Origin of the sequence: Propioniferax innocua (assembly GCF_006716235.1) — a bacterium.
Taxonomy (GTDB): Bacteria; Actinomycetota; Actinomycetes; order Propionibacteriales; family Propionibacteriaceae; genus Propioniferax; species Propioniferax innocua.
Map to the genome: position 1 here is coordinate 426,429 of NZ_VFOR01000002.1, position 22,404 is coordinate 448,832.

At 66.3% G+C, this 22,404-nt stretch carries 19 protein-coding genes and 1 tRNA gene; 8 read left to right on the forward strand and 12 right to left on the reverse strand.

The annotated features are described in order from the left end of the window. Positions 1-105: 105 nt before the first annotated feature. The 3 genes from nagB to FB460_RS08710 all read left to right on the forward strand — a co-directional run bounded on the left by nagB (position 106) and on the right by FB460_RS08710 (position 2,426). Positions 106-918: a glucosamine-6-phosphate deaminase gene (gene nagB / locus FB460_RS08700; protein WP_142093734.1), complete on the forward strand. Its 813-nt coding sequence runs from the start codon at positions 106-108 to the stop codon at positions 916-918. Between the two features lie 55 nt (positions 919-973). After that, positions 974-1,049 (forward strand) — tRNA-Arg (locus tag FB460_RS08705). A gap of 207 nt (positions 1,050-1,256) precedes the next feature. Continuing rightward, on the forward strand, positions 1,257-2,426 hold the full coding sequence (locus FB460_RS08710) for an SPFH domain-containing protein (protein WP_246044341.1): 1,170 nt from the start codon (positions 1,257-1,259) through the stop codon (positions 2,424-2,426). Positions 2,427-2,511: 85 nt separating this feature from the next. Here FB460_RS08710 and FB460_RS08715 read toward each other — a convergent pair whose 3' ends face one another. From FB460_RS08715 to pdxH, 6 genes are all read right to left on the reverse strand, one after another. Continuing rightward, complete coding sequence (locus FB460_RS08715) at positions 2,512-3,834, reverse strand: ATP-grasp domain-containing protein (protein ID WP_142093735.1); 1,323 nt, start codon at positions 3,832-3,834, stop codon at positions 2,512-2,514. 418 nt (positions 3,835-4,252) lie between these two features. Next, positions 4,253-4,615: a thioredoxin gene (gene trxA / locus FB460_RS08720; protein ID WP_142093736.1), complete on the reverse strand. Its 363-nt coding sequence runs from the start codon at positions 4,613-4,615 to the stop codon at positions 4,253-4,255. A gap of 201 nt (positions 4,616-4,816) precedes the next feature. After that, complete coding sequence (locus FB460_RS08725) at positions 4,817-5,914, reverse strand: hypothetical protein (protein WP_246044342.1); 1,098 nt, start codon at positions 5,912-5,914, stop codon at positions 4,817-4,819. Beyond that, entirely contained in the window at positions 5,911-6,600 is a 690-nt protein-coding gene (locus FB460_RS08730) for an iron-dependent transcriptional repressor DtxR (RefSeq protein WP_142093737.1), read from the reverse strand. Before FB460_RS08730 ends, FB460_RS08725 begins: the two co-directional genes overlap by 4 nt. A gap of 39 nt (positions 6,601-6,639) precedes the next feature. Further along, the gene (locus FB460_RS08735; protein WP_142093738.1) at positions 6,640-7,533 is read right to left on the reverse strand and encodes an SIS domain-containing protein; all 894 of its coding nucleotides are present in this window, start codon (positions 7,531-7,533) and stop codon (positions 6,640-6,642) included. 32 nt (positions 7,534-7,565) lie between these two features. After that, the gene (pdxH, locus tag FB460_RS08740) at positions 7,566-8,264 is read right to left on the reverse strand and encodes a pyridoxamine 5'-phosphate oxidase (protein ID WP_142093739.1); all 699 of its coding nucleotides are present in this window, start codon (positions 8,262-8,264) and stop codon (positions 7,566-7,568) included. A gap of 174 nt (positions 8,265-8,438) precedes the next feature. On the opposite strand from pdxH, the gene serC reads away from it, so the two are divergent. After that, positions 8,439-9,557, forward strand: a complete 1,119-nt coding sequence (gene serC, locus FB460_RS08745; RefSeq protein WP_142093740.1) for a phosphoserine transaminase — start codon at positions 8,439-8,441, stop codon at positions 9,555-9,557. Positions 9,558-9,613: 56 nt separating this feature from the next. On the opposite strand, the gene FB460_RS08750 is transcribed toward serC, so the two are convergent. The 3 genes from FB460_RS08750 to FB460_RS08760 form a co-directional block, all read right to left on the reverse strand. Beyond that, positions 9,614-10,840 (reverse strand): esterase-like activity of phytase family protein, encoded by a 1,227-nt coding sequence (locus tag FB460_RS08750; RefSeq protein WP_142093741.1) that lies wholly within the window; start codon positions 10,838-10,840, stop codon positions 9,614-9,616. A gap of 199 nt (positions 10,841-11,039) precedes the next feature. Beyond that, positions 11,040-11,483, reverse strand: a complete 444-nt coding sequence (locus tag FB460_RS08755) for a hypothetical protein (RefSeq protein WP_142093742.1) — start codon at positions 11,481-11,483, stop codon at positions 11,040-11,042. Between the two features lie 124 nt (positions 11,484-11,607). Beyond that, the gene (locus FB460_RS08760) at positions 11,608-15,033 is read right to left on the reverse strand and encodes a pyruvate carboxylase (protein ID WP_425466981.1); all 3,426 of its coding nucleotides are present in this window, start codon (positions 15,031-15,033) and stop codon (positions 11,608-11,610) included. Between the two features lie 118 nt (positions 15,034-15,151). Between FB460_RS08760 and FB460_RS08765 the strand changes: the two genes are divergently transcribed. Further along, entirely contained in the window at positions 15,152-15,964 is an 813-nt protein-coding gene (locus FB460_RS08765; RefSeq protein ID WP_142093744.1) for a HEAT repeat domain-containing protein, read from the forward strand. A gap of 126 nt (positions 15,965-16,090) precedes the next feature. Further along, positions 16,091-17,413 (forward strand): carboxylesterase family protein, encoded by a 1,323-nt coding sequence (locus FB460_RS08770; RefSeq protein WP_170210020.1) that lies wholly within the window; start codon positions 16,091-16,093, stop codon positions 17,411-17,413. 117 nt (positions 17,414-17,530) lie between these two features. Here the strand turns inward: FB460_RS08770 and FB460_RS08775 are convergent, their stop codons facing one another. Continuing rightward, on the reverse strand, positions 17,531-18,319 hold the full coding sequence (locus FB460_RS08775; protein ID WP_142093746.1) for a DUF3027 domain-containing protein: 789 nt from the start codon (positions 18,317-18,319) through the stop codon (positions 17,531-17,533). 2 nt (positions 18,320-18,321) lie between these two features. Next, positions 18,322-18,705 carry a cold-shock protein gene (locus FB460_RS08780; RefSeq protein ID WP_142093747.1) on the reverse strand — a complete coding sequence of 128 codons (384 nt, stop codon included), beginning with the start codon at positions 18,703-18,705 and terminating at the stop codon, positions 18,322-18,324. Between the two features lie 144 nt (positions 18,706-18,849). Between FB460_RS08780 and FB460_RS08785 the strand changes: the two genes are divergently transcribed. Together FB460_RS08785 and FB460_RS08790 are read left to right on the forward strand one after the other, a co-directional pair. Beyond that, positions 18,850-19,677: a UbiA prenyltransferase family protein gene (locus FB460_RS08785; RefSeq protein WP_142093748.1), complete on the forward strand. Its 828-nt coding sequence runs from the start codon at positions 18,850-18,852 to the stop codon at positions 19,675-19,677. Continuing rightward, positions 19,674-21,857 (forward strand): helicase-associated domain-containing protein, encoded by a 2,184-nt coding sequence (locus FB460_RS08790; protein ID WP_142093749.1) that lies wholly within the window; start codon positions 19,674-19,676, stop codon positions 21,855-21,857. The genes FB460_RS08785 and FB460_RS08790 overlap by 4 nt, the downstream gene beginning before the upstream one ends. 246 nt (positions 21,858-22,103) lie before the next feature. On the opposite strand, the gene FB460_RS13070 is transcribed toward FB460_RS08790, so the two are convergent. Further along, positions 22,104-22,274: a hypothetical protein gene (locus FB460_RS13070; protein WP_170210021.1), complete on the reverse strand. Its 171-nt coding sequence runs from the start codon at positions 22,272-22,274 to the stop codon at positions 22,104-22,106. Positions 22,275-22,404 lie beyond the last annotated feature (130 nt).

The window sequence follows — 22,404 nt, forward strand, 5'->3', positions numbered from 1 at the left end:
CAGCGGGCCCCACTCGCCCACTACGCTCCACTCGGATGCGCGCTGCAGCCCAACCACCTTGGCGCACACGCCCACCGAGAAGCCCCACCGCACCAAGGAGCACCCATGGAAGTCGTCATCGCCGCGAATGCCGCTGAAGTCGCCCGCCTCGCAGCGCTGAGGGTCGCCCGCGCCTGCCGCAGCGCAACCACACGCCGCGGCATCCCTCCGGTTCTGGGCTTCGCCACCGGCTCGTCCCCCCTCGGCCTCTATGCCGAACTGACCGCCATGTTGGAGGACGGAAGCCTCGACCTCGCCGGAGCGGCCGGCTTCGCACTCGATGAATACATCGGGCTTCCCAAGGGACACCCCGAGTCCTACGCCGAGGTCATCCGACGCACCGTGACCGAGCCTTTGGGCCTCGACCCCGCGTACGTCCATGTGCTCGACGGCAACAGCGATGACCCCTTGGGCACCTGCGCACGCTTCGAACAGGCCATCATCGACGCCGGCGGCGTGGATGTACAGATCGTCGGAATCGGGGCCAACGGACACATCGGATTCAACGAGCCCGGGTCATCACTGGCATCACGAACCCGCCCCATGACACTGGCCGAACGAACCCGTAAAGACAACCAGCGGTTCTTCGACTCACTCGACGAGGTGCCGACCCAGTGCCTGACGCAGGGCCTCGGAACGATCATGGACGCCCGGGAGATCGTCATGGTCGCCAAGGGCACCAACAAGGCCGAGGCAGTGGCGAAGATGCTCGAGGGTCCGGTCTCCAGCTCGTGCCCGGCGTCGGTCCTTCAGCTCCATCCGAACGTGACGATCGTCATCGACGATGATGCAGCCAGCCGGCTCTCCACCGCCGAGCACCACCGGATGGCATGGACCAACAAACCCGAGTGGATGCGTTGGGATCGCCTGAACCACTGACCGGCTGGACCAACCCCACCCATGCACGCCTAGAATATGCCCGGCTGACCGGCCCGGCCCCGTAGCTCAGGGGATAGAGCAGAGGTTTCCTAAACCTTGTGCCGCAGGTTCGAATCCTGTCGGGGCCGCCATCCATCCCGAGTCGCGACGTCGCTGACACGATGTCGCGACTCGGGATGTTTCGTGTTGAGATACAAGGCGTCTGCATCCAGCAGGGGTACCGGGTTCTGGGGCGATGCACCCCGAATCAGGCACAATTACCGGCACATCGGCAACGAACACAACAGACTCGGCGGAAGCGACTCACACACCGCCGAACTCCAGAAAAGGGGGAAACGGTGCCAATCGCACTCATGAGCGTCTTGGCCGTCATCAGCCTGATCATCTTGAGCACGATCTTCAAATCGTCCTTCAAGGTGCGCACGCAGGAACACGTCATCGTCGAACGTTTTGGAAAGTTCCTCCGCGTTGCCAAGCCGGGTCTGAACTTCAAGGTGCCCTGGATCGACACGACCACTCCCCCGATCTCGTTGCGCGTGCAGCAGCTCGAGGTGAACATCGAGACGAAGACCAAGGACAACGTGTTCGTGACCGTGCCGGTCGCCGTCCAGTACTTCGTCCCCGAGGCGAACGTCCAGGACGCCTACTACCGCCTCATGGACCCTCAGGGGCAGATCCGCTCCTATGTGTTCGACGTCGTCCGTTCGGCCCTCTCCCAGCTCGAACTGGACCAGGCCTTCGAGTCGAAGGACGACATCGCCCAGTCGGTGGAGCGCACGCTGTCGGCGCAGATGCGCATCTATGGTTTCGAGATCGTCAACACGCTCGTCACCGACATCTCGCCCGACGCACGCGTCCGCGACTCGATGAACTCCATCAACGCAGCACAACGTGACCGCGAGGCCGCCCAGGCTCTCGCCGAGGCCGACAAGATCAAGCGCGTGACGCAGGCCGAGGCCGAGGCCGAGGCCAAGCGTCTGCAGGGTGTGGGCATCGCCGCCCAGCGTCGCGCGATCGCCGAAGGTATCGCCGCCCAGTACGAGATGCTGCGGGAAGCCGGGATCGAAGGCACAGCGGAGCAGCTCCTGCTCATGACGCAGTACTTCGACACCATGCAGGACGTCGCCCGCAACTCCAACACCAACGTGCTGTACCTCCCGTCCAACCCCGGCGCCATGGGCGGGATGTTCGACGAGATCCGCACCTCGCTGCTGCAGACCCAGGGCGCCAAGCCCGCGTTCGACGAGTTCAACTCCGAGAACGAGCGCGTCGATGGTGAAGGCAGCCAGGACGAGCAGGATCGGGCCCGCGCACGTGCACGTCGCGAAGCCGAGAAGAGGGCCCAGGAGAAGGCCCAGGCTGCACAGCAGGCGGCCCGTCAGACCCAGCAGCAGGCGCAGCAGCAGTACGGCTGGACGCCCCCGCAGCTCCCGGGGCACCTCGGCCGCCCCCAGGGTCAGCCCTACGGAGGGGCTCAGCACCCGAACATCCAGCATCCCGAACAGTGACAGCAGTCATGCAGCGGTGAGCTGCCAGAAACCGAAGCGGGGCACCAGCCAACTGATGCCCCGCTTCGTCGTCTGTGGGTGCAGGTCACTTCCAGTACGAAGGATATTTCTCCGAGCCGTTGTGGCTCTGATCTCGATAGATCTTCGAGCGGATCTCCCGTTCACGGGCGATCACGTCTTCGCGCGTCTCACCGGTCAGCCACATCTGCTGGAGCATGACGCCGGCGGCGGTCATGTCCTCCGACGTGAGGACATCATCGCGCTGACGCGTGTGCCGGATGAGCACACCTTCGTTCTGCTCCAGCTGGTCGACGTAGTCGTAGTCGAGGATGTCGGAGACCTTCCCGGGCACCTGCGAGGTTATCAACGCGATCAGGGTGAAACATCTGGTCTCGTTGTCACGCCACTTGTGCCACGGGGTCTTGTGCTCGAGCTTCTCGCCCGTGCGCGCGAGTTCGAGGTTGTCCCCGTAGAGCGAGTTCCCGAAGGAATACTCGTAGTTGTAGTGATACGAATGCGCGGCCCGCGGATTGATCTCGGTGAGGGCGATGGTGCCGTCACCCATGATCCAGAACTCAAGATTGAAGAACTGGTTGAGGTAGCCCAAGTCACGCATACGCCCCATGTAGTCCTCGACCCATGCTTCGATCTCGTTGATCTTCTCGGTGCCGAGGCTGATCGGTGGCGTGATGTAGCCCAGCGCCTGGTGATCGTCGAAGTAGACCTCCTCGGTGAGTGCGTAGTGGACTATCTCGCCGTCGGCGGTGATGTACCCCTCGTAGCAGTATTCGACGCAGGTCTTCATGTCGACGAGGTGTTCACCGATGAACGGCGGGACCACCTGCGGCATGTCGTCCTCCATCGTCTTGGTGTAGGCGTCGACATCAGAGGCGATGAGTTCCTGCAACTCGGTGTTGGCACGGTATTCACCCAGGACCCGGCGCAGTTCATCGGCGTCCTTGATCCGGTATATTCCGCGACCCAGCGACAGCGAGGTGTTCTTCAGCATGAAGGGCCATTCGGCGATGGAGTCGATGATCTCCTCGTCGGTCTGCTGGAGGGGGTCGATGGCCACGAACCAGAACGGGTCGGCCTCGAGCGTTCGCATGAGGTACTTGTTCATGCAGTGAAGGAAGGCTTTACGGCGCGGCACGGGGTTTCCGAGACGCTCGTTGATGAGGATGTGGTGGTAGGCGTCTTTCTGGGCGTATCCGGCAACGGCCTGGATCCCTTTCTCTCGGCAGTCCGCTGCGACGGCGTCCATCTCCTCATCGCTCCACCCCTTGGGGTTGAGAATGTGGACGTCGTAGGTCTCACCGAGCACGTCGAGCGCATGCTCCATGTACGGCTGCGGGCCAAGGAATCCGACGCTGATGCGCGGGTCTTCGGTGGTGGTCGTTTCACTCACGGTGGTCACCCTTCGTCATGCGGACGCTGCCCCTCATGGGCTGCCCAGGAACACACTGTCAGACGCCATGGCATCCGGCCTCCCTTGACGCCTTACTTTGGTCGATATATCTCCTCACGCCCAGGGGTCCTGAGAGGGTGCTCACTTTTTGCTCATGTGTTCGCGCTTACTGCCCGAAAACGAGTAGACTTGCTCAACGAGCGGTACCGGCAGTCTCCTGGGGGTGGGTAGACGGCGCTTATCAAAGCCCAGCCGGTGCCGCTCCTCATCGCTGATTCTCACCTTCTGCTTCCCAACCCGTGACATTGTTGCGTGCACACGAGTGGGCACACGGCGACAGCACGGAGAATGCCGAAGGGGCGATGCGCAATTCAGCGCATCGCCCCTTCGACTTCAATGCCCCTCCGGGCACGGCAGATCACTTCGTGGCGTCGCCCTCGGCCTGATCGGCATCCTCGGCCGGCATCTCACGGAGCTGGTCGATGACGCTCTTGAGCTGCGAGGAGCTCAAAAGACCCGCCTGGTTGAACACGAGGTTCCCACGGTTGAAAGCCATGACGGTCGGGATGCTCATGATCCCCAGCCCGCCGGCGATCTCCTGGTTCGCGTCGGTGTCGAGCTTGCCGAACACCACGTCGTCATACTCCTCGGAGGTCTTCTCGAAGATCGGCCCGAAGCGCTTGCACGGTCCGCACCACTCGGCCCAGAAATCGATGATGACGAAATCGTTGTCCTTGATGGTGTCGGAGAAGTTCTCGTTGGTCAGTTCAGTGGTTGCCATGGTGCTCCTTGAATCGTTGTCTCATGCTGTCAGGTTCACAGGGCTGTCAGGTTCACAGGGCTGTCAGATTCACCAGGCTGTCCGACTCACCCTTCCACGGCTGCAACGCCACGGGGCAAGCGCATATTCCACCGTATCGATCCCGATTCGTCTCCCGCCCCGATTCGTCGCTTCCTCCACGCCGAACCATGACCGGCCTCCTCACGAGGCTTCGTCGACCACGGTACGCCCGAGAGCCCGCCCGATGTCCTCACCGATGCTGCGGATGACATTCCCCGGGCCCACGCGTCGCCCCGCGACGGCCGACACCAGGGCAGCCATCCCGGGAAGGGCCTCCCCCACCGGAAACTCCTTGGGAGCACCCTCGACGAGCAAAGGGTTACTCCCGTCGTTCCAAGGTGCGGTCAGACGCTCCCACGTGCGCACCCAGGCATCGGAGATCTCAGCCACCGACGGCACCCCGAAGAAGTGTCCGACCGGAGCGTGATGCCGCAGGGACACGATGGGCGAATCGACGTAGAGCAGAGCCAGCCGCACGCGGGCATCGAGGTCGCGTCGTTCCCCCACGGAGCCGCGCACGGCCCACGAACACGGGGTCGGGCAGGTCTCTCCGACATCGGGACGTTCACCGGCCCCGACCGTCTCGTGGTTCATCGCGCATACCGCGAGGGCGTCGCCGAGCCGCGAATGGAATCTGTCCAGGTAGGCCGTGTATCCCACCCGGTCTCCACCACAGGCGTTCAACGCCCGACGCGCCGTGGCTTGGAGGGCCGAGCTGTGGGGGCACTCCGGGTCATCGGTGCCCCATCGCTCGCCCACCGTCTCATCCATCCGCAGCGGATCGCCCCCATGGCCCAGGACGCTCTCCCACGCCAACTGACACAAGTACTCACCGATGAGGTGCGCGGTCACCACGATCTGCAGAGGCTCATGCCGCAGCGCCCGCAGATCGATGACCTCCAGCATCAGCTCGTACAACGGAACAAGAGACCCCAGCGCTCCTCGCTCGGGGTCACGTGGCTCGTGGGGAAAGCAGCTCTGCGCCAGCCGTTTGGCCCATGGCGCGTCGAAACCGCTCGCGATCATGCCGAAATCCTCGGCGTCCAAATCCAACACGCGCTTGGCCGCCGTGGCCAGCTCCCGTGCGTACTCCAGATCACCGCGGGCACTGTTGGCACGCTTCAACAGCGCGGCGACGGCGTCGTACCAATGCCCATCCAACAAAGCGATGATCTCGGTGTCGTCACCCTCGACGTGATAATCGTCGCCGGCCAGCCCGGTGGAGGAACCGGGAGTCATGCGGGGGCCACATACAGGTGCGACGCGGCCTCCATGGACAGCTCCAGCTCTGGCCCCTCGCCGGTGGAAAGCGTCACACCGAGCCCACCCCGGCGGGCAGTCAGCGTGACCCCGGGACGGATCCCGCACTTGTGGAGGTCCTCCAGAATGTCGTGCTCGGACTGCAGGGTCTCCGCCATACGGCGGATCACCACGGTGTGCGGCTCTTCATCGCGAAGTGCCTTGGTCAGCTGCGTCACGTGGAGGCGCTCGACGTCCCTGGCTTCAACACCGAGCGCCTCCAGCCCCGGAATCGGGTTGCCATACGGTGATTCGGTGACGTCAGCGAGGATCTTGACCAACCGCACCTCGACATCCTCGGAGACGACATGCTCCCACCGACATGCCTCGTCATGCACGAGATCCCACTCAAGGCCGATGACGTCGATGAGAAGCCGTTCGACGAGTCGATGCTTACGCATGACCGCGATGGCCAGCATTCGTCCCTCGTCGGAGAGTTGGATGTGACGATTGTCGGTGACGGTCAGCAGACCGTCGCGTTCCATGCGGGCCACGGTCTGTGACACCGTCGGGCCGCTGTGATGCAGCCGCTCGGCGATCCGGGCACGGAGCGGAGGGATGCGTTCCTCCTCCAGCTCGTAGATCGTCCGAAGGTACATCTCCGTGGTATCGATCAACTCGCTCACATCGGTAACCCTAGCCTGACTTCCGGAATCATGGGACGCTCAGCCCGGATGAAGCACCGTACGCGTCCGGTGACGTGGAGCATCGGGGTTGAGCCCCAACCGCATCGCCCGTCCGACAGCCAGACGCTGGGCGACGATGAGTTCGGCCATCGGATCGATCATATGGCTCACGAACCTCGCCCCGGTCGCCTCGACGTCCTCATCCAGACCGGTCGGCGCCTCACCGATCATCCAGACCAGACGCCCCGGCTCAGCGATCGTGATGGGACCATGACGGTACTCCAGAGCCGAATAGGCCTCCGCCCACCCCTGCGAACACTGACGCACCTTGCTTGCAGCCTCAGCCGCGAGTGGGATCGTCCAGTCCCGCCCCAGATACGTGATCTGGTCCACGTCGGCATATTCCTCGTCGATGCGGATCGCCAGCGCGTAGTCGGCATCGCGTAACCACTGCTCGAGTTCGGCATGGGCGTCAGCGCCCAGCAGTGCTCGGGCCAGTGCGAGCGCGGTGGTGGCGAAGCGCGTCTGCACCACCGAGGCCTCATCGGCGAACGAGAGGTCGATGGTCTCATCCGCCAGCTTCGCCGCCTGCGTCTGCGTATTACCCACAAGGGCCAGCGTCGGCATGCGCCCCTTCAGGTTCTCAAGGGTCTTGACGATGTCGGTGGTCGCGCCAGAGCGTGACATCACCACCACTTGGTCGTAACGACGCGTCGGCGGGAACTCAGAAGCCACGAAGGCATCCGACTCCCCCTGCCCTGCCCGTTCCCTCAGTGCGGCCATCGCCTCGGCCATGAACCAAGCGGTTCCGGTTCCGACGAAGGCCACGCGCATACCCTGCTCGGGCCATACCATCCGCACGCCCTCGGCCATGTCGACGGCACGCTGCCAGCAATCCGGCTGGGACAGGATCTCTTCTTCGGTCAGGAACATCGCGGGCCTCCTGCGTCTCAAACTACCCGGGTTCAGGGTTGGAGACGGACGCGGGCCCATGCTCCTGCATCAGTCCGCTGTTCGGCTGCCCCCACACGTGTGTAGCGGAATCGGTCATGCAGACGGTTGGGGCGGCCCTGCCAGAACTCGAAGGTCTCGGGCGTGACGAGATACCCGCCCCAATACACCGGTCGTGGGACATCCCCATCGGCGAACCGTGCCGAAGCGGCGGCATCGGCCTGCTCAAGCTCGGCTCGTGAACCGATGGGCCGAGACTGACGCGACGCATGAGCACCGATCTGCGACCCACGGGGGCGAACAGCGAAGTAGGCATCGGATGTGGCGTCGGAGACGGCCTCGGCCCATCCCTCGATGTGCACCTGGCGGTGATGCGGCTGCCACCAGAAAGTCAGTGCCACACGCGGATTCGCAGCGATCTCCTCGCCCTTGCCCGATTCACGGTTGGTGTAGAAGGTCAGCCCCTCGGCGGTGGCGTCCTTGCAGAGAACCACGCGTGCGCGGGGCCGGACCGAACCATCGGGGCCGGTACGGATCGTGGTGAGCGTCATCGCCGTCGGCTCGGGAATGGCGTCATCGGCCCGAGCCGCCTCCAGCCAAGCGTGGAAGAGCACGAACGGGTCCTCCGGTGCTTCATCGTCGGCCAGCGCGGCCACATCGTAATTCAGGCGTTCCTCGGCAAGGCTGCGGTCAGCCGGTCCGGTCGAGTTCATGCACACAGTCAACCAGTCGCCCCTGCATCAGGCTCCACCCCATCAACAGAACATGCCCATCAACAGAATGGGCCCGCATCAGAACACGGCCGCAACAGAACACGGCGGAAGATCCCGCTCCACGAGCTCGTGGACCATGCACCGCGCGATTGCGAGACGGGCCACAATGGAGTCATGCGCAAGATCCCCCCCATGCTCATGCCCCGTGATGGCCGTTTCGGCTCCGGACCCGCGAAGATCCGGCCCGAAGCGCTCGCTTCGCTGGCAAGCGTGGGCACGAGTCTCCTCGGCACATCGCACAGACAGTCCCCGGTGAAGCGTCTCGTCGGCACGATCCGGGAGGGCCTCTCCGAGCTCTACCACCTCCCGTCCGGGTACGAGGTGATTCTCGGCAACGGCGGCGCTTCGCAGTTCTGGGACATCGCCGTCTGCGGACTGGTCGAACAGCGGTCCGCGCACGGCGTCTTCGGCGAGTTCGGCGGCAAGTTCGCAACCGCATCAGCTCAAGCCCCCCATCTCGCCGACCCGATCATCCACGAGGTGGCGCCGGGCTCGGTGGTGCTGCCCCAGCCCGATGATGACGCCGATGTCCACGCCTGGGCACACAACGAGACCTCCACCGGCGCGGCGGCCCCGGTACGACGCAGCGGGACCGAAGCGTTGACCGTCATCGACGGCACGTCCGCAGCGGGCGCACTCAACGTCGACCCCGAACAGTTCGATGTGTACTACTTCGCTCCGCAGAAGGCCTTCGCCTCCGACGGTGGGCTGTGGTTCGCACTGTGTTCACCCGCAGCCATCGAACGCGCCGAACGGATCGCCGCGTCGGGACGGTGGATCCCCACGAGCCTGTCGCTCGTGGAGGCCCGAGCCAACTCCTTGAAGAACCAGACGGTCAACACCCCGTCCCTGTCCACCCTGTGGCTCATGAAGGAACAGCTGTCCTGGGTGTTGGAGAACGGCGGCATCTCCTTCGCCGAACGGCGCGCCCGGGAGAACACCGATCAGGTCTACACGTGGGCCGAGGAACACGCCCATGCCACGCCGTTCGTCGAGGCCGAGTACCGTTCACCGGTTGTGGCGACCATCGACTTCGACGACGCCATCGATGCCACGAAGATCGCCAGCACACTGCGTCACAACTCGATCGTCGACGTCGAGCCCTACCGCAAACTCGGACGCAACCAACTCCGTTTCGGCCTCTTCCCGGCCGTGGACGCCGAAGACGTCTCCCGTCTCCTGGGCTGCATCGACTGGCTCCTCACGCACCCGGAGGAGACTCCAGACGCGTGAACCATGGGCGCCCTGCAGCGCCTGCCAGGCATTCCGGCGTCAGGCCGTGACCGGCCTCAGCGCCACCAGTCCTCGGGACGGGCGATCGTGCGCTCGGCGTCATCCTCGGAATGCTCACCCTCGAAGTCCTGGCGTGTTCCCGACTGATCGACCGCACGATTCGACGGCTGCTCCCCCGGAGGTGGCGCACCGGGCTGTCCGTGCTGCGGAGGACGGGGCATGAGGTCATCCGACGTCGACGGGGCCAAATCGATCGGGTAACCGCGGTCGGGGTCGCGGCGCCCCAGGACGGCGGTGTCCTCCACCGGTTGGGACCTCTCGGAGCCCCCAGCGTCCTTGGTTGCGTCCTCGGGAGAACCGGCCCGACGCCAGACATGGGCACCGGCGGCGAGTGCAGCCACCAGCGCGAGCAGCAGTGCGATCAGCGTCCCCGAACGATTGGACCGGATTCCCTCCTCGAGGGCCTGCTCCTCCGGATCGGGCTGGGGCGTGGGTGATGGCGGAGGCTCCGCGTCCGCCGGCGGATTCTCCTCGATCGACGTGGGCAGGGCCACGTGCAACAGAGGCTGGTTGTCCCCTTCGCTGCCCACCACGACCCGCGCCGGGTCCTCGGGGTGCAGGGCGATGGTCTCTCCCTGGGGCTGGAACGGGAGTGCTGCCCGGGCATTGGGGGTCAACAGATCTGGGACGAGCACCTCCACCGACGAGTAGGTCCGCAGGGCGATGGCACCATCGGGCAGGGCCACGGCATCGGTGACGAAGGCGGACGCGTCGCCGATGCGTTGGAGTTCATTGACGCCGGACGCGGACGGCTCCTCCGGCGCCACGTAGATTCCACCCGACTCTTCCTTGGTGACGATATGGAGCCGCCCGTCCTGCCCGAGGTACATGGCTTCGGCGTCATGGGGACCATCTGGATACACGAAGTCCCACGCACGGTAGGAACCGTCGCCACCGTCGGTGGAGGGATTGTCGAAGTAGTAGACAGTGATGTTCTCGCGCACCGCGTCGTTGTCGCCGATGTCTCCCACGTACAGACGGCCATCGGCGCTGCGGGCAAGCGCCTCGACATCTTGGACCGGCGCGTTGAACTCGTGGACGCCCTGGGTCTGTCCATCCAGGCCGACGCCGAAGATCCTGCCGGTGTCACCCGAGTCGTTCACCGTCCAGTACAGCTGCCTGTCCGGATCCCACGCCAGCCCCGAGGACTCGGTGATCTGAGGATCGGTGAACCTCAGCAGCTCCTCCGCGGCGTGCGCCGGCATGTGCCCGGCCGTGCTCATCACAAGACCCGCCACCGCCATGGTGGCCGCTCGTCGACACCTCTCCCCCACACTCACCTTTCGAGTCGGAACGCTCCGACGTTCGGATGCTGAGAGGCACAGCGTACGCCCTTGCATCACCGGACCCATGCTCCCACGGCGATGAGGATCACGATCAGGACAAGGGTCGCAGTGACGATGCGTCGGCGTGTTCGGGGATTCACGCGATCTGCTCCACGAGTTCGGCCAGTTTCACCGAGGACTCCGGTGTCGACGTCGCCAATGGAAGACGCACCGTGTTGCCGTCGGCCAGTCCCAACGCGAGCACGTCCGGGTACTTCGCGGCGGCACCATCGACGAGCTCCAGCCGGAGCACATCACCCTCCAGAGCAGCATCGACGACCTCGGAGCGGTCGATGCTGGTCACCGTCGGGCTGGCACGTCGCACTGTCACGGTGTGTTCATCGAGCTCGATCACACGGACCAGATCCGACGGCAACGCCCACAGGCTCAAAGCCCCCATCAACCCGGTGAACACGATCACAACTCCCAACCCGTGCCACCGATCGGCGCTCCACCACAGGAAGGCTGCGAGGGCCACGACGGCACACATGCCGAGCAGCCAGAAACGCAGGCGGTCGAACGACTCGAGGCGAATGGTCACCGGGCCATCGTAGTCGCCTCCGGCGAGGCCGCACCGATTCACATCAGGTGGCTCGGCGCGGCCCCAATTGGTTCAGCCGATGACAAGGACGAGGCGGTTCAGCCGATGACAAGGAGCAGTCGGCTCAGCCGATGACAAGGACAAGGTCGCCGCCCTCGACCGACAGGGCTTGGGTGCTGACGACCCGCTGCACGGTGCCGGACCTCGTCGCGGTGATCGACGCTTCCATCTTCATGGCCTCGATCGTCGCGACGGTGTCGCCCTCGGCGACCTCATCGCCCTCGGCGACCTGCACCTGCACCGTTCCGGCGAAGGGTGCAGCCACATGACCGGGGTTGGTGCGGTCGGCACGTTCGGCTGCGGGGACGTCCGACTCGATGGAGCGGTCACGGACGCGCACGGGGCGGAGCTGACCGTTCATGGATGCCATCACGGTGCGCATTCCCTTGGCGTCGGGATCGGAGATGGACTGCAGCTCCACGAGCACCGTCACGCCCTTGCCGAGACTGTAGGACCGTTCCTGCCCCTGCTTGAGGCCGTAGAGGAAGTCCGCGGTCGGCAACACGGAGATGTCCGAGTGCTCCTCACGCATCGCGTCGAACTCCGCCGTCGGCTTCGGGAACAGCAGACGGTTGAGCGTCGACTGACGCTCACGGCCCGATACGGCAAGAGCCGCCTCGTCCTCGGCAGAGATCGACTCCTCCCGCACGGGTACCGTGCGCTGCGCGAGCGCCTTGGTGCGGAACGGCTCGGGCCACCCGGCGGCAGGGGTCCCCAGCTCACCGGAGAGGAAGCCGATCACCGAATCAGGGATGTCGAACGACGCGGGATCGGCCTCGAACTCGGCCGGGTCGGCGTCGGTTCCCACAAGATGCAGCGCAAGGTCGCCCACGACCTTGGACGACGGGGTCACCTTGGTGGGGCGCCCGAGGATGCGGCTCGCGGCGGCATACATCTCCTCGACCTGCTCGAACCGCTCCCCCAGGCCCAGCGCGATGGCCTGCTGACGCAGGTTCGAGAGCTGGCCGCCGGGGATCTCGTGGTCGTAGACGCGGCCGGTGGGGCTGGGAATGCCCGACTCGAACGGCTTGTAGATCGCGCGGACCGCCTCCCAGTAGGGCTCGAGCTGCATGACCGCACGCAGGTCGGTGCCATCGGTGGTGAGGCGGGTGGCGCGCTCGGTGTGTTCAAGCGCGGCGACCAACGCCGACGCCGGCACCTGGGAGGTCATGCCACCCATGGAGGACGAGGCCACGTCGACCGCGTCGACCCCGGCGTCGATGGCCGCCAGGAGCGTCGCCAACTGGCCTCCGGTGGTGTCGTGCGTGTGGAGATGCACGGGCAGGTCGAACCGCTCACGCAGAGCGGTGACCAGCGTCCGCGCCGCGGGGGCGCGCAGCAGACCTGCCATGTCCTTGACCGCGATGATGTGCGCACCGGCCTCCACGATCTGCTCGGCCAGACGCAGGTAGTAGTCCAGCGTGTAGAGCTTCTCGTTGGGATCGGTCAGGTCAGCGGTGTAGCAGAGGGCGACCTCCGCCACCGATGGCGTCTCACGCACCGCCTCGATGGCCGGACGCATCTGTTCCACATCGTTGAGGGCATCGAAGATACGGAAGATATCGACGCCGACCTCACTGGCCTCAGCCACGAAGCCTCGCGTCACCGCTTCGGGATATGGCGTGTACCCGACGGTGTTGCGTCCACGCAGCAGCATCTGGAGGCACTGACCGGGCATCGCCTCACGCAGCGTCGCCAGACGCTCCCACGGGTCCTCCGACAGGAAGCGCAGTGCCACGTCATAGGTGGCGCCACCCCAGCACTCGACCGAGAACAGCCCGGGAACCATGCGTGCGATCGTCGGGCCGACGGCGGCGAGGTCGCGCGTCCTCACCCGCGTGGCCAGCAGCGACTGGTGTGCGTCACGGAAGGTGGTGTCGGTGATCTCGGTGTGGGTCGCTGCGCGCAGCTCGGCGGCGAAGCCCTCCGCGCCCAGGCGCTGCAGTCTGTGACGCGATCCCTCGGGCGGATCCTGGGCCATGACGGCCTCACCGAGCTCGGGGAGCTTGACCGACGGGTCCAGCCACGTGGGCGCATCGCCGTTGGGCTTGTTGACCGTCACATCGGCGAGGTAGCGCAGGATGCGGGTTCCGCGGTCCGACGGAGGCTTGGCCGAGAGCAGGTGCGGACGCTCGTCGATGAATCCGGTGGAGACGTCACCGGCGAGGAAGGCTGGATCGTTGAGCACCGCGAGCAGGAAGGGCTCGTTGGTGGCGACGCCACGCACGCGGAACTCCATGATCGCGCGACGGGCACGCGCCGCCGCGATCTCGAAGTTGCGGCCACGGGCGGTGAGCTTGACCAGCAGTGAGTCGAAGTGCGGGCTGATCTCGGTGCCGGTCGCCACCGTGCCGCCGTCGAGGCGGATGCCCGCGCCGTTGGCGGAGCGGTATCCGGTGATGAGGCCGGTGTCGGGGCGAAAGCCGTTCTGCGGGTCCTCGGTGGTGATGCGGCACTGCAGGGCTGCGCCGCGGATACGCAGCTCGTCCTGGCTAAGCCCGAGATCCTCGAGGCTCTCGCCCGCCGCCACGCGCATCTGCGAGGAGACCAGATCGACGTCGGTGATCTCCTCGGTGACGGTGTGCTCCACCTGGATACGCGGGTTCATCTCGATGAACACGTGCTTCCCGGCGCGCTCCCCCTCGGTCTCGAGGAGGAATTCGACGGTTCCGGCGCAGGAGTAGTTGATCGACTCGGCGAACTTCACCGCGTCGGCGCACAGCCTCTCCCGGAGCTCCTCACTGATGTTGGGGGCGGGAGCAAGCTCGATGACCTTCTGGTGGCGACGCTGGATCGAGCAGTCACGCTCGAACAGGTGCATGGTGTTGCCCTGCGTGTCGGCAAGGATCTGCACCTCGATGTGACGCGGACGACGCACCGCCTGTTCGATGAACACGGTGGGGTCACCGAAGGCACCCTCGGCCTCGCGCATCGCGGCGTCCACCGATTCGCGGAACTTCTCCGGATCGTCGACGCGACGCATACCGCGTCCACCACCGCCGGCGACGGCCTTGATGAACACCGGATAACCGATACGTTCAGCTTCTGCGACCAGGTACTCCACGTCGGTGCTCGGGTCACTGGAGTCCAGCACCGGCACACCAGCGGAACGAGCCGATTCGAGGGCCCGGATCTTGTTGCCGGCCATTTCGAGCACACCGGCCTCGGGGCCGATGAAGGTCAACCCGTTGTCGGCACAGGCCTGCGCGAGATCGGGGTTCTCGGAGAGGAAGCCGTACCCGGGATAGACCGCGTCGGCACCTGACAGCTTGGCAGCACGGATGATCTCATCGACATCGAGGTAGGCACGAACGGGGTGCCCTTCCTCGCCGATCAGATAGGACTCATCGGCTTTGATCCGATGGTCGGCGTTGCGGTCCTCGTAGGCGAAGACCGCAACGGTCTTCGCCCCGAGCTCAACGGCTGCACGGAACGCCCGCACCGCGATTTCTCCGCGATTCGCTACCAAGACTTTATGGAACATACGCATAAACCTAGCGGCCACCGGCCCCGCCGAAAACCCGTTCCACAACCCGTCATCACCTGGGTCAAGAGTTTCGGCACACGCGTTCCAGTTGTCTTTCCCAGCACCCGCGTACCGTTGCCACATGGCCGATCTGGACGCTCTCTTCGCCGCTGCACGAGACCTTGACCCCCGTCTCCGTCACAGCGCGGCTCTTCGACTCGGAACCCTCCGGCCCGGGGCCAAGACCGGGAAAAACTCCGACCCGGGGTCCGGTGATGACATCGATGATTCCCTCGTACCCGGACTCGTCGAACTGCTGCTGACCGAGATCGACCCCTTCGTCCTGGAGACCCTCACCTGGGCCGTCGTGGCGCGCGGCGGCGCGGCGGTTCCTCACCTGCTCACCGCCCTCGCCGACGACGATGCCGAGCACGTGCGCGTGCTCCACACCCTCAGCAAGATCGAGGATCCCGCCACGGTCACCGCGATCGTCCCCTTCGTCGATGACGAACGTCCAGCCGTCGCGTCGAAGGCCTGGTGGGCGCTCGCCCGGATTGCCGACCCCGAGACCTTCGCCGCTCTGGCGTCGAAGATCGGGGTCCGCGACCTGGATCAGCGTCATGCCCTGACTCGCGCCTTCGTGCAGATCGGGCCGTCCGCCCTGCCACATGTGACCGCATGTTTCGATGCCGCCGAGCCCGCAGTGCGCGAACACGCCCTCGAGATCGCGGTGCGCACTCTTGACCCGGATGCCCGGGGCACGGCCCAGCGTCGAGCGATCACCCGAGGCGAGAAGACCGCAGACCTCCTGACCGCCACACACGACGCCCTGGTGCGCACCCCCGCACCCGAAGCGCATGCCGTGCTCACGCAGCTCTCCTACGAATTCCAGCACCCGCCACTGTCCGCCCTCGCCGAGGAACTGCTGGAGCACCGGCGCAAGCTGGGCCGGTAGCATCGGCTGCGGCCGCATGATTCGGCCACGCCACACTTCGGGCACAACGTCGCACGAGCACGCCGGGGCGACGTATGCACATCGGGGCAACGTATGTCGGAGCAAGGAACGGGAGATGTCGACGAGATGACACAACCCACCGTGTCCGCCCCTGCAGGAACGATCTGCGGATGGCGGTCAGACTCGGTCGATCACTGGGGCGGCATCCGATACGCCCGTGCCGAACGCTTCGCACCCCCGTCTCCGATGCCACCGGTGGAGCGCATCGACGCGACGGTCCCCTCGGCCGCCTGCCCGCAGGTCACCTATCCCGATCCGATGCTGTTACTCCCCGGCGCGCTCACCGGGCTGGGTGTCGACGAGGACTGCCAGCAGCTCTCGGTGCACGCACCCGCCGACATCGCTGACGGGGAGACCCTCCCTGTCGTGGTCTACATCCACGGTGGCGCCTATGTGAATGGTGCCGGAGACTCCCCCTATTACGACCCCACGATCTTCGTTCGTGAGCAACGCGTCATCTGGGTGGCGGTGACCTACCGGTTGGGCGTCCTGGGTTATCTCCCGAGCTCGGCGGGCCCCGGGAACCTCGGGCTCCTCGATCAGGTTGCGGCGCTGCGGTGGGTCCATGACAACATCGAGGCCTTCGGTGGCGACCCGGAGAAGGTCACGATCCTCGGCCAGTCTGCCGGCGGCGACGCCGTGGCACATCTCATGATCAGCGAAGGCACGCGCGGGCTGTTCCGCCGCGTCATCAGCCAGTCGCCGCCGCTGGGTATCGCCACGGGACGTTCAGATCTCTTCGACGCGATGGGCCGACGTCTGGACGCCTCCGGGCGCGCGGCAGGACCGGTGGATCATCTGGTGTCCATCCAGGAGCGCGTCGGCCAGGTGTCAGCGGCGCGGCGTTCCTGGCGTCACATGGGGATGCCGTACACCGTGCAGTACGGCTCCCACCCGCTCCCCGCGGAGGAGGACCTCGACGCCGCGTGGGCGCAGGCCGCGCCCGAGATCGATGTGTTCATGGGGACGAACGTACGGGAGACCGCCTTCTATCTCCCGAAGCAGGTGGCTGCGGCAGGCGGTCGCGTTGGCGTGGTGAATCGCAGCATCGAGACCATAATCCGCAGCACCTCCGACAAGATCTTCCACGCCAGCGTCGACTCATTCATGGAGCGGCATTGGCGCAACGGCGGACACGGATTCCGCTACACGGTGGATTGGGGCCCACCGACGCAGTACTACGGAGCGCATGTGATCGAGATGCCGCTCCTGTTCGGTTCGGACGCATGGCGGTCGAGCCGCCTCCTCGACGGTCTCGATTGGGCCGATGTGGAACGCCTCGGCGTCGAGCTTCGCTCGGTGTGGGGCGAGTTCATCCACACCGGTTCGGCCCCGAGCGGCCCGGACTTCCTCGACATCCGACGCGCCACCCGCGCACTCCACGCCTGATCCACACGCGCCGCTCCACGCACGGGGCCACACCACTCCACCTATACGCCAAGCCGTGTGTACCCGGCACAAGGTCAAGGTGGAGGCAGTATCGCGCTGCGCAAAGCACGTAGTACGTCAGTCGAAGAGGTTCTGATCCTCATCGATGGTGTCCCACACCGGGGCGGGACGTGCGGCCTCCCGGTGGTCGGCGACCACATCGGAGTGCGCGCCACAACCGTGGTCGACGCTCACCACACGACCGTCACTGGGTGCGTGCCCGTTGGCGCAGACGCCGAAGGTGTGGCCCAATGCACCGGTCAGGCGCACGAAGTAGGCACAGGAGAGGCAGTCGGCCGGAGCCTGCTTGGTCATCTCGTTCCTGGGGCCGCCATCGCCTGAGATCCAGCGCTCGGCAGCCTCGGAACGTCCTTCGATGCTCAACACCCGTTCGCGTCCCAGCCCCAGCTCGGCGACGATCGCACGCGTCCAGCTCGCCTCCGCAGGATCGGCGTCGGCGGCATGCTCACCAGCGGTGTAGCCGGGTTCGAGTCGCGGATCGTTGTCGGGCGTCGGCTCGACCATGCCCGGCTGGAGATCACCGGGCTCGACGCGCTCCTCCCACGGCACCCACTCCGGGGACAGCAACGCGCCCTCACCGGGTAGCAACACGACCTCGTTGATCGTCACCTTCTTGGCTCGGGACGCACGCACCACCGTGACAGCCCAGTACCAACCCGGATAACCGGGATGATCACAGGCGAATCGGTGCGTGACGACGCGATCGGCCTCAGCCGTCATGCCCAAGTGTTCGCCCACATCCACGATCGCGACCTCGGCGACCGCATCGCGGGCGAAGTCGATCGCCTCGGCACAGGCCGGGTCGAGTTTCGGGCGTCGCGGAGTGCGTGTCGGGGCGGCTGCCATATTCAGAGCTCCAGTTCGTCGGCGACGGCACGCAGCACCTGGGCGGCCTTGGCGCCGGTGCGCGGATCGGGATGACGGCCTCGGCGATAACCATTGCCGATACCGTCGAGCATCTTGATGCAGTCCTCCACGATCATGGCCATGTGCTCGGGCTTCTTGCGTGCGGCTTTGGACACCGAGACGGGCTCATCGACGAGCGTCAGCGACAACGCCTGCTCGCCCTTGCGTCCCTGGATGACGCCGAACTCGACGCGCTGACCCGGCTTCAAGGTGGCGACCCCCGCCGGGAGTGCGCTCGCGCGCACGTACACATCGCCGCCGCCATCCTTGGTCAGGAAGCCGAACCCCTTCTCGGAGTCGTAGAAGCGGACCTTGCCAACGGGCACTGGAACCTCACTCGATCGCGGTCGGACGCCGACCGCTCCCGGCGGCCGGTGGAAACTGCGCTGGATGCGCAGGCGCCCATTCTAGCCCTCAGCGTGGGCGGCGCATCCAGCCGCGACCGCCCCGTGGTCGTTAGACTGCCCTCCATGGCTACCTGGCTCGACGGACCGGAGTATGCGCCGCGCGAACGGCCCGCTGAGTTCGCGGCGCCCCGCGCCCCCCGACTGGGCACGGCGCCGGCGAGGCCATGCCCCAGCTCCGGGGCACCGCACATCGCCCCGTCCGATTACAGGCAGGAGCAGCCCGTCGCTCCCCTGTCCAATCACAGCGCCCCCGAAGCCGAGTACCGCGATCCGCATGAGGCCTTCGCCGTGGCGCGCAACGTCATGACAGCCGGTGAGGCCCCGACGCCACAGCCCACCGATCCACGTCAGCCGCTCAGCGCGGCCACCGGCGTGGACCACGGCCGCCAACCGTCCGCCTGGGGCGCAGCCCATGCCGATTCCGAGTACTCCCTGGTCAACCGCCCAATTCCGCCGCTGGGCGGCGGGCAGCCACAGCCCGGCCCACAATGGCCTCCCCCGAACGGCAGGCCGGCCGGGCAGCCCGGCCCGGTCACCGCACTGCAGGTGCTCCAGGCCACTCAGGCCGGTGTGGTGATCTCCCTGCTCGTCGGCGGACTGTTCGGAGCCTTCACGTGGGTTCCTCCCATCGCGCTCGTGGCAGCGATGGTCTTCAGCTTCGGCGTACGCCAGGCACGCGCCACCGTGCAGACGACGCTGATCACCTCGACCGCCATCGCGGTGGTGTGGTTCCTCATGGCCGCCCTGCTCAATGGCCTGCAGGTGGGCCCTGCCCTCCAGAGCACCTCACTGATCGCAGTCGTCCTGTGCTGGCTGGCTCTGGTGGTGGTCCTGGCGATGGTGACCCGTTCCCTGTCCCGGGGTGAGCTACCCACCCCGCACCGGCCGTGACCAGCCCGTCGGCGCCGACGCTGGCCGAATCCCTGCGCCGTCGCGACGCCGAGTGGATCGCGACCCTGCTGGAGGCCCGTCCGGATCTGACCAGCCCGGCCCCACACGACTTCGGAGAACTCGGGGCCCGTGCCCTGACCCGCTCCTCCATCCGGCGCTGCCTCGATCACCTGGATGCATGGCATCTCGCCGTTCTCGAAACCGCATGCGCTCTCCCCGAACCGGTCGACCCGACCGCCACGGCTCGCCTGCTCAACTCTGCCCACGGACACACCGGTCGCGCAGACAAGACCCGGACCCTCGCTGCCTTCACTCACCTCACACGTCTGGCACTGATCTGGCCTTCCGGCGACGGGTGGCGTGTCCCGCTACCGGTGCGCGAGGAGTTCGGCCCTCACCCCTGCGGACTGGCCGAAGCCCCGCAGGACGCCACCGGCGACAACGGCACCACCGAGCCCGGTGACTCCCTGCCCCAAGACCTACCCACAGCCGAACGTGCGGTGCTCGAGCGTCTTGCCCAAGGACCCCCGGTCGGCAGTCTGAAGACCTTCGACGAGTCCACTCCGGTCGGCCGTCTGGTGGCAGCAGGACTGCTCCGCCATGTCCGGGCCGATACCGGAGCCCACACCGTCGAACTGCCCCGCCCGGTGGCGCTCGCCCTGCGGGCGGCCCGTCCCACCACCCCTGTGGCACCCGTCCCGGCCGACTTCACCGTGCCCGGACGCGGCACAGGCCTGGTGGACCAGTCCGGCGCGGGAGCGGCGCTGGAGATCGTCGGCGACATCGAGGGACTGCTCGATGAGCTGGAGTCAGCACCGGTCGAACTGCTCCGCGATGGCGGGATCGGCGTACGCGATCTGGGGCGTCTGGCACGACGTATCGGCAGGGACACCACCCGCACCGGATTCCTCCTCGAACTGGCCCTGTGGGCAGGGCTCACAGCCTCCCGAGCGGGCCACACGCACCTGACCACCGCGGCCGACACATGGTTCGCCGCTGACCTGGCAACGCGATGGGCCACTCTCAGCGTCGCATGGCGCGGATCCTCACGTTGGTGGCCGAGCACCGGTCACGCCGGGCGCCACCCTTGGGCCGATCCGGCAACGGTTGACCAGAACGAACCGCCCGATCCTTCAGGCCTCCGACGTCTGACGCTGGATCTGCTCGCAAGCAGACCCGGTCTCGGGATCGACGCCACCGCGTTGGGCACCTCGATCGCCCACCGGCGCCCCGCGTTCGCCCGACAGGGCCCACCGCCGGTGGAGGACGTTCTGCTCGAGGCCGGCTGGCTGGGGATCATGGCGCTCGACACCGTCACGGCTCTGGCTCCGTTCACCGTCCTCGACGACGTGACGACGGTCGCCGAAGCAGCGCGTTCCCGTTTCCCCGAACCGGTCGGCGAACTGATCGTTCAGGCTGATCTGACCGCCATCGCCCCCGGTCCACTGCGTCATGATCTGGCCGTCGTCGCCAGACGGATCGCCGAGGTCGAATCCCGTGGCGGCGCAACGGTGTTCCGGTTCACCCGTGCTTCGGTACAGCGCGCCCTCGACGACGGCTGGTCGGCGTCAGAGCTGATCGCATGGGTGAGCGAGCACAGTTCCACTGAAGTTCCGCAACCACTGCATTACCTGATCTCGGACGTGTCCCGACGCCACGGCCAGATCCGGCTCGGCACCACATCGTGCTGGATCACCATGGACGATCCGGCCCACCTGACGCTGGCCCTCGCCGATGCCGGCGCCGCTGCCCTCGGCGTCACGCGAATCGCCGAGACGGTGTTGGTGGCCGATGCCGAACCTGACGATGTGGTGGCCTGGCTGCGCGGGCTCGGGCTCTCCCCCTCAGCCGCAGGTGGACGCCCCGCTCCGCGTCGGGTGTCCGCGCCGAACACGACCGAGCGTCCGCCTCGTCCCGACACCCATGCCATCGCCGAACTCATCGTCCGCCGCGCCCGTGCGGCGAAGGCCTCCCGCGAGATCCCCCTGATGTTGCGCCGCGCCTTGGAGGCAGGTGAGCTCATCGATGTCGGCTACGTGGCCTCCGACGGAACCCGACGCCACGCGCAGGCCGTGCCGATACGCATGAGTGATGGTTCGGTGCATCTGGTGGGTCCTGACACTCGGTTGTCGCTCCCCCTCGCCCGGATCCTCCAGGTCAACCCCACAGCTTCCAGATAGGCCCCGACCCTCGTGAACGGGCCGAGGGGCACGTTGTAAACAGCAGCAAGAGCGCACCGAGAATATTCTCCCCCGAGATTCCCCTGATTCGTGACATACAAATCGACATCTCTCGGTTACGATTCGATACGTGCCCCGTAAGAACATCCTGCGCATCATCGTCGGCGCCGTCCTCCTGGTCGGCGTCTTGACTTTTGCGCTGTGGCTGTTCCGGGGCCAGGAATCCTCACAGACCGCTCAGGAGCCTCATCGCACCAAGCCTCCTGTTCCGGCACCGGCGTCGTCCACCCCTCCCTTCGTGGAGACGACGCCCTCCACCACACCCACCGCCACACCGACCCCGAGCCCGAGCCCGACTTCGAGCTCGACTCCCACCCCGCGGCCATCGAGCTCGAGTTCGGCACGTGCGTCGTCCACTCCGCGATCTCCACGGTCGTCAACGAAGCCCCCTGCGCCCAGCGATCGCCCCACACAACAGGACCGTCCTGGCCGTCCCCCGGCGCCGGCCCCGGATATCGATGAGCCGGAGCCGACGGAGCAGACGACG

Bases quoted from the DNA above. Each gene is read 5' to 3' on its own strand.
- FB460_RS08785 (WP_142093748.1), top strand. From the start codon at position 18,850: ATGGCTACCTGGCTCGACGGACCGGAGTATGCGCCGCGCGAACGGCCC.
- trxA (WP_142093736.1), bottom strand. From the start codon at position 4,615: ATGGCAACCACTGAACTGACCAACGAGAACTTCTCCGACACCATCAAG.
- FB460_RS08775 (WP_142093746.1), bottom strand. From the start codon at position 18,319: ATGGCAGCCGCCCCGACACGCACTCCGCGACGCCCGAAACTCGACCCG.
- FB460_RS08765 (WP_142093744.1), top strand. From the start codon at position 15,152: ATGGCCGATCTGGACGCTCTCTTCGCCGCTGCACGAGACCTTGACCCC.
- FB460_RS08760 (WP_425466981.1), bottom strand. From the start codon at position 15,033: ATGCGTATGTTCCATAAAGTCTTGGTAGCGAATCGCGGAGAAATCGCG.
- serC (WP_142093740.1), top strand. From the start codon at position 8,439: ATGCGCAAGATCCCCCCCATGCTCATGCCCCGTGATGGCCGTTTCGGC.
- nagB (WP_142093734.1), top strand. From the start codon at position 106: ATGGAAGTCGTCATCGCCGCGAATGCCGCTGAAGTCGCCCGCCTCGCA.
- pdxH (WP_142093739.1), bottom strand. From the start codon at position 8,264: ATGAACTCGACCGGACCGGCTGACCGCAGCCTTGCCGAGGAACGCCTG.
- FB460_RS08770 (WP_170210020.1), top strand. From the start codon at position 16,091: ATGACACAACCCACCGTGTCCGCCCCTGCAGGAACGATCTGCGGATGG.
- FB460_RS08750 (WP_142093741.1), bottom strand. From the start codon at position 10,840: ATGAGCACGGCCGGGCACATGCCGGCGCACGCCGCGGAGGAGCTGCTG.
- FB460_RS08735 (WP_142093738.1), bottom strand. From the start codon at position 7,533: ATGTTCCTGACCGAAGAAGAGATCCTGTCCCAGCCGGATTGCTGGCAG.
- FB460_RS08725 (WP_246044342.1), bottom strand. From the start codon at position 5,914: ATGACTCCCGGTTCCTCCACCGGGCTGGCCGGCGACGATTATCACGTC.